The following is a 14,608-nucleotide window of genomic DNA, read 5'->3' as shown; positions in this document are numbered from 1 at the left end:
TCATCCTTTAAATTTTTCTATCAGCGCTTCTTCTACCTCTTTTGGCACAAGGTCTTTGACTGAACCATCATATTTCGCTACTTCTTTGACAATGCTTGAGCTTAAGAAGGAATACTGATTGTTGGTCATCATGAAAAACGTTTCAATGTCATCGTTTAACACTTTATTCATTGATGTGCCCTGCATTTCATATTCAAAGTCTGTCACAGCTCTTAATCCGCGTAAAATGACTTTGGCTTCTTTTTGTTTCGCATAATCAACAAGCAGACCGTGAAAGGATTCGACTTTGATATTTGGCAGATCCTTCGTCGCTTGGCGAATGAGCTCACACCGTTCTTCAACGGTAAATAACGGTTTCTTGGATGAGTTATTTAGTACACATACATACACTTCATCAAAGATCTTTGCACCTCTTTTGATGATATCCAAATGGCCCAATGTGACTGGATCGAAGCTGCCCGGACAAACGGCTATGTTCCCCATGCTTTAATTTCCCCGCTTTCTATAGATCGTAATACCAGTCAACCCGTACAGTTCCTGTCTTGATATGTAAAGCTGTCCAGCTTCCTCTGGCAGTATAACGTCCTTATCATGCTCACACACGATTACGCCGTCATCTGTTAATAAGGCATGCTCGTCAATCATGTCAAGAAGTGCTTTTAGCTGTTGATCTTTGTAAGGCGGATCAAGAAAGATCGCTTGAAAGGATTCCTCTCGTTTCACAACGGCTGCAAGTGCACGCTTTGCCTCGTTTCGAAACACTTCACTTTGATCAATCAGCTCCAATTGATTGAGGTTTCCTTTTATCGTTTGAATCGCCTTCATATCTCGATCAACGAATATGCAATGATCGAATCCTCTAGAAAGCGCTTCAATCCCTAAACCACCGCTTCCCGCAAATAAATCAAGGGCCCATCCGCCATCAAAATACGGGCCGATCATATTAAATATCGATTCTTTTACTTTATCTGTCGTCGGTCTTGTTGATTGACCTGGTACCGCTTTAAGTGTGCGGCCTTTTCTCGTTCCAGAGATGACTCTCATTTTTCCACCACTTTTTCTGCTTGCTTCTATTGGTTATTGTGTATGACAAAAAATCCAACATTATCTTACCACAACACTCCGCAGGGGACAATGCGCAGACTTTCATTCATTTACTATGTATAGATCAAGGAAAGCGGGGTCATACTACTTATAACAGCATCTGATGTGGTGCTGTTGCCAACCGCGGAGAAGACTTACGTTTCCCCATAAGTTCTTCCTCCGGTTTCTCCTCTCCCTTTGCCTTCTCCTTAATGAATCATTAAGAATAGAAGGACCCCGCGGGTGATGCCGCGGGGGTTTTTTTGTGTCTTTAAAAGCCCACTTTATAATCATACTCTTTTGCTTTGTCCAATTTGGATTCGTACTCTAATTTAATAAAAGGTTTATATGAAGGCTCAACACGTTTCACAAATGGCAATGAGCTGAGCTTAGCCATATGGCGCTCGAGATCATTCATATCACAATAGATCACTGCATATTTCATTTTCCGTGAAATATAGTGAACATTTCCAAATTTTCTTAGCGCCTTTGACTGCTTTAACGAATGCAGCCAAACGACCATCCCTTGACGTTTGGTTTCCATCTTTTCACCTGCCGCTTTTTCAATTCTTTTCAGTCATTATGTAAAAGACGAGACATTCAAGTCTCGTCAAGATACTTTACAGCCACAGCTGCCACCAGATCCACAGCCACCGCCGCATGATGATAGACCATCAAAATATGGGTTCCCTGTTGGAACTTTGATATATGCTGATACAGCTTGACCGATTTCAATACTAATCTCATCTAAGATGGATTGAATCGCTGTTTCTGCTTTTTTGAAATCAACCACTGTATCGTGAAGATCTAACTTTCTTTTGACCTCACGCATTTCCTTTGAGATCGTTCTATAGTCCGGATGGTATTTGCCGAACCGCTGCACATCCTCATATTGCTCTTTTACTTTTGTAAAATGGGCAATAATTTGTTGGGCTTCTTCGTCTTGCTGGAGACGCTTAAAGCAGTTGCGGTAATGTTCAGCCTCCTCCGACTGAAGAATCATGGCAGCCAATTGATTCGCTTCCTCTTGGAGCTCCACAGATTCGATTGTCGCATACATAAATGATGCACCTCCAATTCATAGTTTACCACGAAACCTATGGATCAGAAAATGCTTTTACGTCACAAATACATCCCATGTCTCTCTTTTCTGCCTATATTCTGGATGACGAGAATTGAGCACAACGGTCATTTTATGCTTTCCTTTTGAGAGATGCTTGACCACAAATGCAGCAGTATATTCATTGCCTGCACGTTTTCCGTCTACATACACTGTAAAATATCCCGCCTTCTCATCCTTTTTTAGTCGCGTAGGCTCAAGATGAAAATCTTGCAGTGTACTTTCTATATAAACAGAAGACCCCTGCACTTTGTATTTTAAAAAACCTTGCTGCTTCATTTCGCTTTGGGCTTGCTGCATCACATGTACAGCTGGATCTTGCTTTATGACTTGCTTCTCTTCATGTTGACTTTGACACCCGGTGACAAGAAAAAGCAATGCGCATATTGACAGCATCCATTTCATCATCTGATTCTCCTTTCATCTACTTTTATAGGATGCTCAGGAAATAGACATCTTAATCAACTCAAAAAAGCCTCATCCGGCTCCATTTTGATTGCGCATTGCTTGGAACATTTGAATCATCATTTCAGCCATTTGGACACTGTTACTCAACTGACTCACACGATGAGGAATGGTTTTTTCGTAAAAATTCATTTTATCTAATTCAAAGGACGATAGCTTATCAGGATGTCGAGTCAGCTGTCTGTACCAGAGAGGACGCTGTCTGATGAATTTGATTCGATCCTCTTCGGCCATGACAAACTCCAGTACTTCTTTCCGCACCAAAAGCATCCCCTTTCACTTAATCTTTCCTGAAGGAGAATGGGTGCTGACTGCCTCCAGATGAACCTTTCTTTGAGCCATTTGATGAAAATTGTCCGAGTAAGCTTTGTAAAGAGGAAATAGACTGGCTCATTTTGTTGATTTGTTCATTCATTTGATCAGCGTCCATTTTTTTCACAGCAGAAACCATTTTAGACATAAAATCGGCTTTTCCCGCTTCACTTGGCTTAGAGTCTTTTTCTTCTTTCACGTCTCCAGATTGCGTTTGCCGGTAAGGAGACCACATCTCATCTTCCTCACCAAACATGACCCAATTTTCGTATACACTTTGCCAGCTTTTTTCTTGCGTTTGCACTTCTTGAATTAACTTCGGATGGCGTCTGACGAATTGTTTAAATTCATCAATGGATGTTTGTTTTTGCTTGTTTGTCATATCCTCACCCCCCATACAAATGCCTACTATACTATATACATCAGCAGTTATTTTGGTGAGCCTCTTTTTCAATCAAAAAAACAGCTGCGATGGTGCAGCTGCTTTCGTTTAAGATGTTTTTTTAATGAAGTTTTGGGTGTAGTATTTTTCTTTCACACCGACGCCAAGGTGTGTGTAATCTTTATTTAATAACGCCTTTCTATGACCTTCACTATTGAGCCAGCCTTCTACCGCTGCAGGTCCATCTACATAATTATAGGCAATGTTTTCACCTGCGAGCTGAAATGCCACCTCGCCTCTTTCTAATCGGTCTTTCAGCGTACCGTATTTTTTAGATTCATGGGAGAAATAATGATTCTCTTTCATGTCCTCACTATGCATGAATGCCACTTCAGAGGTTTCATCATCCCACTTTAAGATCGGCAGTTTGTACTTATGACGAATAATATTGGTCATATCAAAAATTTGTTTTTGACTGGAAGCTTCGATCTCTTTCCATTTTTCACCCGATATTGCCTCTGGTTCTATCAATTGACCACGATAGACGACTTCGTATGGCTTTTGTTTCACAAATGTATCTGCGTTAAACGCCCTAATACTTGAAAGGGTGCTTTCAAACTTATCCATGTAAAGCTGAACATATACATCATCGTCCACTTTCACGGTAGGTCTTGTATTCATATCATCTTCTGAGAATTCAAAGCGGTATGAATTTTGTTCATCCTCTACATGAATGTAAGGTGCAATTTGTGTTTTTTTAAATACCTCACTTGTGGCTTGACCGATTTTAAACGGTTCAACATTGAGCCCGTCTCCTGTTGCAAACAATGTCACCACTTTACTATTCTTTACCCCTACTTGAATATAGTGCTTCTTCGATTGATTGTATATCCACCAGTCATAATCATATGCGGAAGGATCAATGCGATCTGGTTCTCCCAGCTGTTTAAGCACTTCGTTTGAAGATTTCCCCATAAAGGACATGAGCCCCTTTTTAGGGATGTTGATCGGCTTATCGCTAGATGTTTCTTCATTAGACACCTTCGGTTCATTGCTGTTTTCTTTTTCTGGTGAAGATCCATATTGAATAAACAGAACATACGTTCCAGATATAATCAGGAGGATGAGGAGTGTTTTGAGCACAGTTTTCAAATAAACACCTCCGTTAAATTGGCAAGGTACAAAAAGTACCTTCTACTGTCATTTAAACAAAACTCGCTCTATTTATCAACGACAATACAGCCTATTTAACACGAATTTAAAATATGCCCCTCTTAATGAAGAAATCCTTGCCCATGATCTTGATCCTGCTGAGAGATTTCTGTCAGTGCATCTCCTGCGCGATCATTCGATAAATCTTCGACGGATAAATCTCCAAGAGCGACAATCCCTGTTAATGCACCGTTCTTCACAACAGGAATGCGGCGAAGCTGGTGCTCTGACATCAGCCGGACAATTTCTTCAAGCGTTGCATCTTCTTCTGCTGTCAGTACTTCCTTCGTCATCAGCGAGCCTACTTCCTGTGAGTTTGGCTTTTTTTCTGCAATGCCTCTGAGTACAAGGTCACGGTCTGTCACGATACCAACGAGCTGATCTCCGTTAACCACGGGAATGGCTCCGATGTCTGCTTCTCTCATTTTGACTGCGGCTTCATACGTATTGTCATCTTGCTGACATGTCACTACTTTTTTTGTCATAATATCTTTGATTTTTTTTGTTTTCACGTTGATTCCTCCATCTGTTATTTTCTTTATTACTGTAACCAGGTTATAAAAGAACATACCTTTCACAGTTGAAAGTTTAACGCTTTCATACTATGATTGTCAGTAAAGGGAATTTTTATAAGGAGGGGTTTTGGGTGAAGTTTGAAGGTACGGGGATTGAAAAGGTAGCAGCTGACTTAAATAAATTAGATTTCATCATGGAAAGTGAAGGATTTGTACGAGCCGATCAATGGGATTATGAGCGTGTGACGTACGACAGAAAGTTTAACATGGTAGAGGGAACCTTTTATTTACGCATTTCCGGCTACGCCACCGAAGGAGATGTAGGTTCAAAAAGAGCACACATACAGCTTCTTACACCTTTACTTGGAAAACATTATTATCCGCACGGTGTTGAATACGGCGAAGGCGAAGATTTCCCTAAGTCTCTCATCCAATCAAGCAAAAAAACGCTTGAACAGCTGAAAGAAAAACTAGAAGCAATGACTGCAGAAGCATAAACGAAAGCACAGCCATCCGGCTGTGCTTTTTTCATTCATATTTCGGAATCAGGGCATCTGGTACGGCATCTTTCGCTCTTTCTTTTCTTGCCCAGTCAAAGAAGACAACAGCAAGGATCGAGCCGTACACAATCTCCTGAATAATTTTCATCAAAATCGCGCCTAGCTGCTGGTCTTCTAGCAGCGGCAAGGTATGGAACATTTCAGGACCTGTGAGCGCAAGGCCTGCCAGCGTATCACTTGGTACGCATAGATGCAGCGCCTGTATCCAAGCACCAGCATCAGAATAGGTTGCATAGATCGGCGCCTCACTAAACATGATGAGTGCACACGCAGGAGTCATTAATATCCCGTCTGCCATGATATAACCAAGCTTTAAAATGCCTGTAATCTGAGGCTGACTTTGGACTTTATGAACGAGCGGCCACCACATGAAAAAAGCAGCGATAAAAATGACCACTGTCATCAGCGCATGATAAAACGGATCTGTTTTCACAAAGTCAAACACAAGCGGAATATGGTACATCGAAAACAAGCCGTTAAACCCGAGCAATGCAATTAAAGGCTTGGAAAACAAACGAAACATCTGCTGAATGCCTGGTGTTTGTATGATCCGCTCCCAAATGGCCGCAGGTAATCCTGTAATAAGGAGAGGCGGAATGACTAAATAGAGCACCGCCATTTGCGCCATATGTGCACTAAACATAATATGCCCCATTAAATCAATTGGGCTTCCTTTTACGGCGTATAACAGCACAAGCCCGGTCAGAAACAGCGTTTTCTCTTTTACCGTCGCACGATACTTCCCCTTTGTCACAAGAAGCAGATAAAGAGCAGCTGCTATGACAATACTAGTCAAATAGTAAGGGCTCCATAATGCCCGAAATCCGAATATTTCTAAGTTCTCCATTGCTGCGCCTCCTTCAAGGGCAAAGCGGGCTTACCACCAAATAATGGTCAAAAAGGCTAATACGGTAATAAACGCGACAAACACACCTGAGTAAAGAAACAATGCGGGTGTTTCATGCCCTTTTTGGTTCATGTGCATAAAATAATAAAGCTGAAAAGCCACCTGAATAACGGCAAGCAGTAAAATAAATGGTACTGCGAACCAGTTTCCTACGTCTTCAGAAGCGATTGTTAAAAAGGCAACAAAGGTTAATCCAATCATCAAGCCGAAAGAAATGAGCTGATGCTTCATTTCTTCGGCATTTTTCTTTTTACGGTATACAAGATCGACTTTAGACTGATTTGTGTTTTTATTTCCCATTCTTATCCCACCATTCCCATTAAATATACAACGGTAAAGATGAAGACCCACACAACATCAATGAAGTGCCAATACAGACTTGCCACATAATATTTCGGCGCATTGTATAAATCGAGTCCGCGTCTCATATTTCGAATCATAAGAGCGGTAATCCAGCAAAGTCCAAAGGCGACGTGAGCCCCGTGAGTTCCTACAAGTGTATAGAAGGAGGAACCAAGAGCTGAACTGGTAATGGTAAAATCATACGCATGCACATAATGATAGAACTCATAAATCTCAACCCCTAAAAATGAAGCACCTAATAGCACAGTCACACCAAGCCAAAGCTGCATCTTTTTAAAGGCAAAGTTTTTCATATGATACATTGCATACACACTCGTTAAACTGCTCGTTAGTAGTAGCATCGTGGCAATAAAGACAAGCGTGAGATCAAACATATCAGTTGTTTTTGCTCCGCCTGCATTAGAGTTTTTCAGCGCCAAATACGTGGCAAAGAGCGATGCAAACAGAACGGTTTCTCCCCCAAGAAACAACCAGAACCCGACGAACTTATTCTTTCCTTCTAACGTGGCTTTCTCAGGAGAAGCCGGAAAAGTTTCTGCTGTCATTTTTTGTGGTTCCATTATGCTTTCACCCCTTTATCATCGTCATCGGTCAAATCTTCTTTGTGAATATGGTACCCATGATCGTCTTTAAGAGAGCGAACCAGCATGGTCGCAAATGTAATGCCAAGACCAATGAGAATCACTGGAAGCCCCCAGCTATGCTCTTGACGATACATGAAGCCAAACGCTGACACAAATAGACCGAATGAGATAATGACAGGTAAGATGGAATTATTCGGCATGTGAATATCATCGAGCGGTTCAGATGCTGTCATTCCTTTTTTACCATCCATTTTTTCAATCCATAATGGATCTAGTCCTCTGACAAGCGGAAGCTGTTTAAAGTTATATTCTGGCGGAGGTGAAGACACTGCCCATTCAAGCGTTCTTCCATCTCCCCAAGGATCGCCCGATACACGCTCCCCTTTTGCTGTCGTCCAGATGATATTAATCAGCATGATGACAACAGCTACAAACATGAACAGTGCCCCAATCGTACTGACCAAGTTCCCAAGGTCTAGCCCCTGACCCGGCAAGAATGTAAAGACTCGGCGCGGCATGCCCCAAAGACCGAGAAAATGCTGGATAAAGAAGGTTAAATGGAAACCGACGAAAAACAGCACAAAGCCAATTTTCCCAAGCTTCTCATTCAGTATTTTTCCAAACATCTTCGGCCACCAGTAATGCACACCAGCTAAAATACCGAATACGACCCCGCCGATAATGACGTAGTGGAAATGCGCCACAACAAAGTACGTATCATGGAACTGATAATCTGCTGCAGCTGCTGCAAGCATGACTCCGGTTACCCCGCCAAGTAAAAACGACGGTATAAAGGCAACGGAATACAGCATTGGCGTTGTAAACTTCACATTACCGCCCCATATGGTGAGCAGCCAGTTAAATACTTTAATTCCTGTCGGCACCGCAATCGCCATTGTGGCTACAGCAAAGATCGCATTGGCAATCGGACCAAGTCCAGTTGTGAACATGTGATGCGCCCACACCATGAATCCAAGGAAACCAATCAATACAGTCGCAAACACCATGGACGAATAGCCAAACAGCCTTTTTCTTGCAAACACTGGAATGATTTCAGAAAATATTCCGAATGCTGGCAGGATTAAGATATAAACTTCTGGGTGTCCGAAAATCCAGAACAAATGCTCCCAGATGATAGTATTTCCGCCGAGCTCTGGATTGAAAAAGCTCGTATCAAACATTCTATCAAGCATCAGCATCGCAAGCCCTGCAGTAAGCGGCGGGAATGCGAATAAAATCAGTGCTGAGGCGACAAATGTCGTCCAAGTAAAGAGCGGCATTCTCATATACGTCATACCAGGCGTTCTCATATTAATAATCGTTGCAAGAAAGTTGATTCCGGCAATTAGCGTACCAATACCCGCTATCTGCAACCCTAAAATATAGAAATCCATGCCGTGTCCTTCCGAATTCAGCGTGAGCGAAGCGTATGCAGTCCAGCCTGCATCAGGTGCCCCGCCCATAAACCATCCAAGATTTAAGAAAATTCCTCCGAAAAAGAACAGCCAAAAACCAAGTGAATTCACAAATGGAAACGCTACGTCACGTGCACCAATTTGAATAGGTACAACCGCATTCATTAATGCAAATAAAAGCGGCATTGCTGCAAGGAAAATCATCGTTGTTCCATGCATCGTCATGACTTCATTGTAAAACCCTGCACTTACAAAATCATTTTCAGGGATGGCTAGCTGAATACGGATTATCATCGCTTCCAGGCCGCCAATTAAAAAGAAAAATCCCCCTGCCACTAAATATAGTATGGCAATTTTTTTGTGGTCAACCGTCGTCAAGTAATCCCATAAGACAGCGCCAAACCCCCGCTTTTTAGCTATAGTACTCACCATGAAATCCCCCTCTTATCTCCCATTTGCCCCTTTTCATATAGATGTTTTAACTTTACACAGACTGTGTCTGACAGATGGCTACTTCTTGGTTGTAGAGACATATTCGGGAGCTCTTAACAAAAACTTCACATCGATTACATACCCTCTTACACATTCCTATTAGAAATTACTCGATTTTAAGTCCTTTTAAATACTCATAAAGTGCATCTGCTTCTGAGTCATTTAATTTAGGGTACGTCCCTGTCATTTTATTTCCTGGTTTAAAGCTCTCTGGATCTTTCAGCCATGCTTTCACGTTTTCTTTGTTCATGTCTTTAATTCCAGCTACTTTCGTTCGCTCTCCGAAGGTTGCAAGGTTTGGTGCTGTCCTTGCCGCTTCCGGCCGTTCGTCCCCAGGCTCTACTGCGTGACAGCTCAAGCAGTTTTTCTCTTTAAATAATTTTTCACCTTCAAGGGCAAGATCTTTTGTGGATGTAGGCTTCTTGTAATCAGCCATTTTTTTCGTCCATCCTAAAAACTCATCTTGAGAAAGCGTTTTAACTTTAAAGTCCATTAAAGCATGCGAGGGACCGCAAAGCTCCGCACATTTCCCGTAGAAATATTCTCCTGCATCTTTCGTTCGTTTTGAATCAAAGGTTAAATAAAACTTGTTTTCATTGTCTGTGTTTGTATCAATTTTACCGCCAGCCGATGGAACCCAGAAAGAGTGTTTCACATCAGATGCTTTCAGCTTGAAGTAGACCTTTTGATCTGTCGGTACAATCAATTCCTGACTCGTGACAATCCCATAATCAGGGTATTCGAATTCCCACCAATATAAACTGGCTCTTACATTGACAACAAGTGTCTTTTCAGGATCTCGTTTTTTCTTATCCATAGCGCTTGTATCCCCAAGCTCAAGCGTGTATGCCACAACAGGCACAACGAGAATAATGAGGAGAAGAATCGGAATCGCTGTCCACGTAATTTCTAGGTTACGGTTCCCTTCCACCTGCTTTGGAATCGTATCTTCTCCAACTTTAGAACGTTTGAATTTAATGATGACGTAAAAGAAAATGATCGATACAACAATGACGACAAGAACCATAATGAGTGTACTCAGTACCGTTAGGAAAAATTGTTTATCTGCTACTTCCCCAACTGGTTTGAGTGTTGATAAGTATGGTTCACCACAGCCCGCCAAAACGAGCGTCAATAAGAGAAACAGTGAATAAACACGCCATTTTCTTATCATAATTTGTCCCAACCCCTTTTGCTTGATCTCCTTTGCCTTTCGCTTTTTACCTCTTATTTATAAAATCACTTTTCACCCATCCATAACCCCCGCCTCTTATAAAAGCACTTACATTTCCTGTTTTCATAAAAAAATGATGTTTTTACTCAAAATACCATCTATGTATAAACAGAAAGCCGCCTAAATAGAACTGAATATCAGGCGGCTTTCATAGTTGTTAGAAAATGTTGTGTTATAAGATATAGCCTTGTTTTGATGTGATCAAAGTGTATTTTACTCTAGAATAGTGTAATAATAATCATCGCGACGAAAAAGATGGTTAAGTAGTTTAATGAATAAACGAACATGAGCGTTGACCACTTCATGACGTCTTTCATTTTAAAGCCCATAAGGCCAATGACGAGCCATCCAATATTCAGCAATGTGCCAAGTGCTACAATCGGCCATCCTAATCCACCTAAGAAAAATGGAAGCGGGAGAAGACATGCTGTCCAAATGATGATTTGGCGTTTCGTGACTTCAAAGCCATAAACGACTGGTAGCATTGGAATACCTGCCTTACGGTAATCTTCCGTTTTCTTAATCGCAAGTGACAGGAAGTGCGGGATTTGCCAAATGAACATAATCATAAACAAAACCCAAGCCGTTGTGTCGATTGTACCTGTGACAGCTGTCCAGCCGATTAATGGCGGCACCGCACCAGATACACTTCCAATAACGGTATTAATGGTGTAATGGCGTTTAGACCACATGGTGTAAAGAACCGCATAAGTAAAGACTCCGATAAATCCAATCACTGCTGATGTGATAGTTGTCATCAGAAGCATGATGAGTCCAAGTACAACAAGCAAAATACCAAATGCATACGCTTGCCCCGGCTGAATCTTACCTGTAACCGTCGGTCTTGTTTTTGTTCTTTCCATTAATATATCAATATCACGGTCAAACGCATTATTAATGGCGCATGAACCGGCAATAATAAGAGAAGAACCAATCATTGTTAACAGCACAATATCAAGATTCCCAAGGAAACTCATCCCTGTAAAATAAAAAGCAAGCCACATTCCAGTAAATGTTGTAATGAAGTTGGAATTGACGATGCCCATTTTAATCAGAGCAAGAAAATCTTTCCAAGCTGTTGTTTCTTCTATTTGTCCATGAATAGCTGCTTCCGCGGCTGTTTTGGAATTTGCCAATGTGTATAACCTCCCTTGCCCAAACCTTCAAACAAACAATGAAACGTAAATTCGTTACAACTCTATCATACAAGATAAACAGCTGTAAAAAAACATCCTATTAAATAATAAACGACAATCTCGAAGTTATTTGTGAACTTTTAGTGAATTTATTAGGATTTACCTGTGTTTCAGAAGGCGGTGCAAAATGAAATATTCTCTCCTCTATTTCTATCAGACTGTGAAAGAAAGATCAAGCACTCTAAATCTGTAAACTTTGTGAACTAACATATCATTTTTTTGTGAACTTTGGTCATTATGAATTGCAACAGAACACGCATTTGGCTTAAACTTGAGAGCATGTGAGGTTTTTCAATTAGATCAGAAGTTTTTTAGAGAAGGTGAAATAATTTGATGAAATTTGCTTTAAGGTTATTGAGCGTGATCACAACGTTTGTGATGCTGATCGTTTTGATTGGCGGTGCGCTTGTGACGAAAACCGGCTCGGGTCTTGGCTGCGGCAGGCAGTGGCCCCTTTGTCACGGTCGTTTCTTCCCTGAAATGAACCCTGCTTCCATCATCGAATGGAGTCACCGCATGTCAACAGGGGTTTCAACCATTCTTGTCTTGGCACTGGCGGTCTTATGCTGGAAAAAGATTAGTCCAGTATTCCGTGAAACCAAATTTTTGGTCATCATGTCGATTATATTCTTACTGCTACAAGCGCTGTTAGGGGCTCTTGCCGTCGTGTTTGGTTCCAACGCACTTGTCATGGCACTGCACTTCGGTATTTCACTCATTTCTTTTGCTTCAGTGTTATTGCTTGCACTTCTTGTATTTGAGGCAACCCGATCTGAAACAAAGCTTGTGAAGCCGCTTCATATCGGCAAAAAAATGCAGTTTCATATTTATGGTTTGATCACCTATACGTATATCGTGGTGTACACGGGTGCTTATGTGAGGCATACTAAGTCAAGCCTTGCTTGCTCTGTTTTCCCGTTTTGTTCAAAAGACGGTGCACTTCCAACATACTTTAATCAGTGGGTGCAAATGTCTCACCGAGCAGCAGCACTTCTTTTATTCGTCTGGATATTTGTTGCGATGTTCCATGCCATGAAACATTATAAAGAACAGAAGCAGCTGTATTATGGATGGATCATTTCAGCCATTCTCATTACACTTCAAGCGATTTCAGGTGTGATGTCTGTGTATTCTCAGCTCGCACTAGGTTATGCGCTGGCTCATTCATTCTTTATTTCCTGTTTGTTTGGAGTACTCTGTTACTTCTGCCTACTCATTGCCCGGTTTAAATATGAAAGCAAAGAACCATTCAAATAAGAATTTGTATCCCCCTTTCTTGCGGAATGGGGGATTTGTTTTATTATTGTTTTGCTTCTTCAAATAGCGAAATGGCTTTTTTGCGTCTTTCCTGGTGGTCAACTGCCGGCAGCGGGTATGTATCACCTAGCACACAGCCCGATTTCAATTGCTCATCAATCGGCATTTTACTTGGTTCATGAATCCATTTTTCATCGACATGCTCTAGCTCTGGTACATATTTTCTAATATATTCTCCGCTCGGGTCAAATCGCTTTGACTGAGTGGTCGGGTTGAAAATACGGAAGTACGGCACCGCATCTGTTCCGACGGAGGCTGCCCACTGAAATCCTCCGATATTTGACGCCTCATCATAATCCACAAGTTTTTTTGCAAAATACGCTTCGCCTTTTCTCCAATCAATCAAATAATCCTTTGTTAAAAATGAAGCTGTAATCATTCGCAAACGGTTATGCATCCAGCCCTCCTCATTTAACTGTCTCATCCCTGCATCAACGAGCGGAAAACCTGTCTCTCCTTTACACCAAGCTTCAAACAGCGTCTCATCTTCATTCCATTTCATCCCTTGAAACGCCGAATTGATTTCTTTTTCTTTCATCTCAGGATAATGCGCATAAATCATATGATAAAAATCACGCCATGCCAGCTCTTTGATAAAAGTCTCTCTGCCCTCGTCTTCATAGAGTGCTTCTTCATATATCGCATGAAAGATCGTTCGAATCGAAATAGTGCCTGTTTTTAAGAACCGCGACAGCTTGCTCGTTCCAAAAACAGACGGAATATCTCGTTTCTCATGGTAACGCGTTAATCTTTTTTGGATAAATTGATGAAGCGTGTTCATCGCTTTGTCTGAGCCAATTTGATCAAACTTCCTTGAGCAGCCCTTTATCAATTCTCGCAGTTTATCATTTCCTTTTTGCGAAAGTGGCTCATTACAAATCGTATGCTCGCTGCTAAAAAATGATTTGTCAACTTTTATCACAGGCTGCTTTTCTTGCTTACGCCATGATTGATAGTATGGGGTAAACACTTGATAATGTGACCCATCTGCTTTTAAAATATCTCGCACCCCGTGAAGGTGTGTATCTTGCCATGTTGACACATGAATGCCCTTCTTTTCTAAAAAATCGGTTACTTGCTTGTCACGCCTTTGACCGATCCCCACCTCATCTTCATTAAAAAAGACGGTTTTGATGTCATACACTTCCATGACCTGCTGAAAGGCGCGCAGGACATCATCATGGAGAAGGTGAACATACACTTGAGATTCTCTCGCTTCCTTGACGAAATGCGCCAAGTTTTGAAAGAAATGTTCGTTATTTATATCCATTTCCATTTCAGTAAAGAATGGATCTAGATGATAAAGAGCCAATAATTTGTACTCGTGTTTTTTTGCATAAGTGATCGCTTTTGACAAGGCGATATGATCATCTAATCGCATATCTCGGCGAAACCAAATCACGACAATTTCCAACTTTCTTCACCTCACTCTATAGTGTAATCACTCTCGC

The 14,608-nt window shown here is 41.4% G+C and carries 18 protein-coding genes; 2 read left to right on the top strand and 16 right to left on the bottom strand.

Annotated elements, in window-relative coordinates; all coding sequences use genetic code 11:
• The 9 genes from coaD to MKZ05_RS07325 form a co-directional block, all read right to left on the bottom strand.
• Window positions 1-483 (bottom strand): pantetheine-phosphate adenylyltransferase, encoded by a 483-nt coding sequence (coaD, locus tag MKZ05_RS07365; protein ID WP_044142001.1) that lies wholly within the window; start codon window positions 481-483, stop codon window positions 1-3.
• Between the two features lie 3 nt (window positions 484-486).
• Entirely contained in the window at window positions 487-1,074 is a 588-nt protein-coding gene (gene rsmD / locus MKZ05_RS07360) for a 16S rRNA (guanine(966)-N(2))-methyltransferase RsmD (RefSeq protein ID WP_257736834.1), read from the bottom strand.
• A 280-nt stretch (window positions 1,075-1,354) separates the two neighbouring features.
• A complete protein-coding gene (locus MKZ05_RS07355) occupies window positions 1,355-1,627 on the bottom strand; it encodes a YlbG family protein (protein ID WP_003212137.1) in 273 nt (90 codons plus the stop codon).
• A gap of 66 nt (window positions 1,628-1,693) precedes the next feature.
• Window positions 1,694-2,143, bottom strand: a complete 450-nt coding sequence (locus tag MKZ05_RS07350) for a YlbF family regulator (protein WP_007499807.1) — start codon at window positions 2,141-2,143, stop codon at window positions 1,694-1,696.
• Between the two features lie 57 nt (window positions 2,144-2,200).
• Window positions 2,201-2,608 (bottom strand): hypothetical protein, encoded by a 408-nt coding sequence (locus tag MKZ05_RS07345; protein ID WP_050945107.1) that lies wholly within the window; start codon window positions 2,606-2,608, stop codon window positions 2,201-2,203.
• A gap of 72 nt (window positions 2,609-2,680) precedes the next feature.
• Window positions 2,681-2,929: a YlbE-like family protein gene (locus MKZ05_RS07340; RefSeq protein ID WP_034619936.1), complete on the bottom strand. Its 249-nt coding sequence runs from the start codon at window positions 2,927-2,929 to the stop codon at window positions 2,681-2,683.
• Window positions 2,930-2,948: 19 nt separating this feature from the next.
• Entirely contained in the window at window positions 2,949-3,362 is a 414-nt protein-coding gene (locus MKZ05_RS07335) for a YlbD family protein (RefSeq protein ID WP_003212038.1), read from the bottom strand.
• Between the two features lie 108 nt (window positions 3,363-3,470).
• Entirely contained in the window at window positions 3,471-4,514 is a 1,044-nt protein-coding gene (locus tag MKZ05_RS07330; RefSeq protein WP_309216650.1) for a CAP-associated domain-containing protein, read from the bottom strand.
• 122 nt (window positions 4,515-4,636) lie between these two features.
• Window positions 4,637-5,059, bottom strand: a complete 423-nt coding sequence (locus MKZ05_RS07325) for a CBS domain-containing protein (RefSeq protein WP_034620044.1) — start codon at window positions 5,057-5,059, stop codon at window positions 4,637-4,639.
• Window positions 5,060-5,220: 161 nt separating this feature from the next.
• On the opposite strand from MKZ05_RS07325, the gene MKZ05_RS07320 reads away from it, so the two are divergent.
• Entirely contained in the window at window positions 5,221-5,586 is a 366-nt protein-coding gene (locus tag MKZ05_RS07320) for a YugN family protein (RefSeq protein WP_050945108.1), read from the top strand.
• Window positions 5,587-5,617: 31 nt separating this feature from the next.
• On the opposite strand, the gene ctaG is transcribed toward MKZ05_RS07320, so the two are convergent.
• The 6 genes from ctaG to cyoE form a co-directional block, all read right to left on the bottom strand.
• Window positions 5,618-6,496, bottom strand: a complete 879-nt coding sequence (gene ctaG / locus MKZ05_RS07315; RefSeq protein ID WP_003211132.1) for a cytochrome c oxidase assembly factor CtaG — start codon at window positions 6,494-6,496, stop codon at window positions 5,618-5,620.
• 30 nt (window positions 6,497-6,526) lie between these two features.
• Window positions 6,527-6,856, bottom strand: a complete 330-nt coding sequence (gene ctaF, locus MKZ05_RS07310) for a cytochrome c oxidase subunit IVB (protein WP_003211520.1) — start codon at window positions 6,854-6,856, stop codon at window positions 6,527-6,529.
• 2 nt (window positions 6,857-6,858) lie between these two features.
• On the bottom strand, window positions 6,859-7,482 hold the full coding sequence (ctaE, locus tag MKZ05_RS07305) for a cytochrome c oxidase subunit III (protein WP_088001578.1): 624 nt from the start codon (window positions 7,480-7,482) through the stop codon (window positions 6,859-6,861).
• Window positions 7,479-9,350, bottom strand: a complete 1,872-nt coding sequence (ctaD, locus tag MKZ05_RS07300; RefSeq protein ID WP_050945109.1) for a cytochrome c oxidase subunit I — start codon at window positions 9,348-9,350, stop codon at window positions 7,479-7,481. The genes ctaE and ctaD overlap by 4 nt, the downstream gene beginning before the upstream one ends.
• 166 nt (window positions 9,351-9,516) lie before the next feature.
• Window positions 9,517-10,584, bottom strand: a complete 1,068-nt coding sequence (gene coxB, locus MKZ05_RS07295) for a cytochrome c oxidase subunit II (RefSeq protein ID WP_003212202.1) — start codon at window positions 10,582-10,584, stop codon at window positions 9,517-9,519.
• A gap of 278 nt (window positions 10,585-10,862) precedes the next feature.
• Window positions 10,863-11,780, bottom strand: coding sequence for a heme o synthase (gene cyoE, locus MKZ05_RS07290; RefSeq protein ID WP_003211774.1), 918 nt, complete (start codon window positions 11,778-11,780; stop codon window positions 10,863-10,865).
• Between the two features lie 393 nt (window positions 11,781-12,173).
• Between cyoE and MKZ05_RS07285 the strand changes: the two genes are divergently transcribed.
• Complete coding sequence (locus MKZ05_RS07285; RefSeq protein WP_339162015.1) at window positions 12,174-13,097, top strand: heme A synthase; 924 nt, start codon at window positions 12,174-12,176, stop codon at window positions 13,095-13,097.
• 43 nt (window positions 13,098-13,140) lie between these two features.
• Here the strand turns inward: MKZ05_RS07285 and MKZ05_RS07280 are convergent, their stop codons facing one another.
• Window positions 13,141-14,571, bottom strand: a complete 1,431-nt coding sequence (locus MKZ05_RS07280) for a deoxyribodipyrimidine photo-lyase (RefSeq protein ID WP_226805140.1) — start codon at window positions 14,569-14,571, stop codon at window positions 13,141-13,143.
• Window positions 14,572-14,608: the final 37 nt, after the last annotated feature.

Source organism: Bacillus sp. FSL M8-0277 (assembly GCF_037975305.1).
GTDB lineage: Bacteria > Bacillota > Bacilli > Bacillales > Bacillaceae > Bacillus > Bacillus pumilus.
This window is presented reverse-complemented; position numbering and strand designations above follow the sequence as displayed.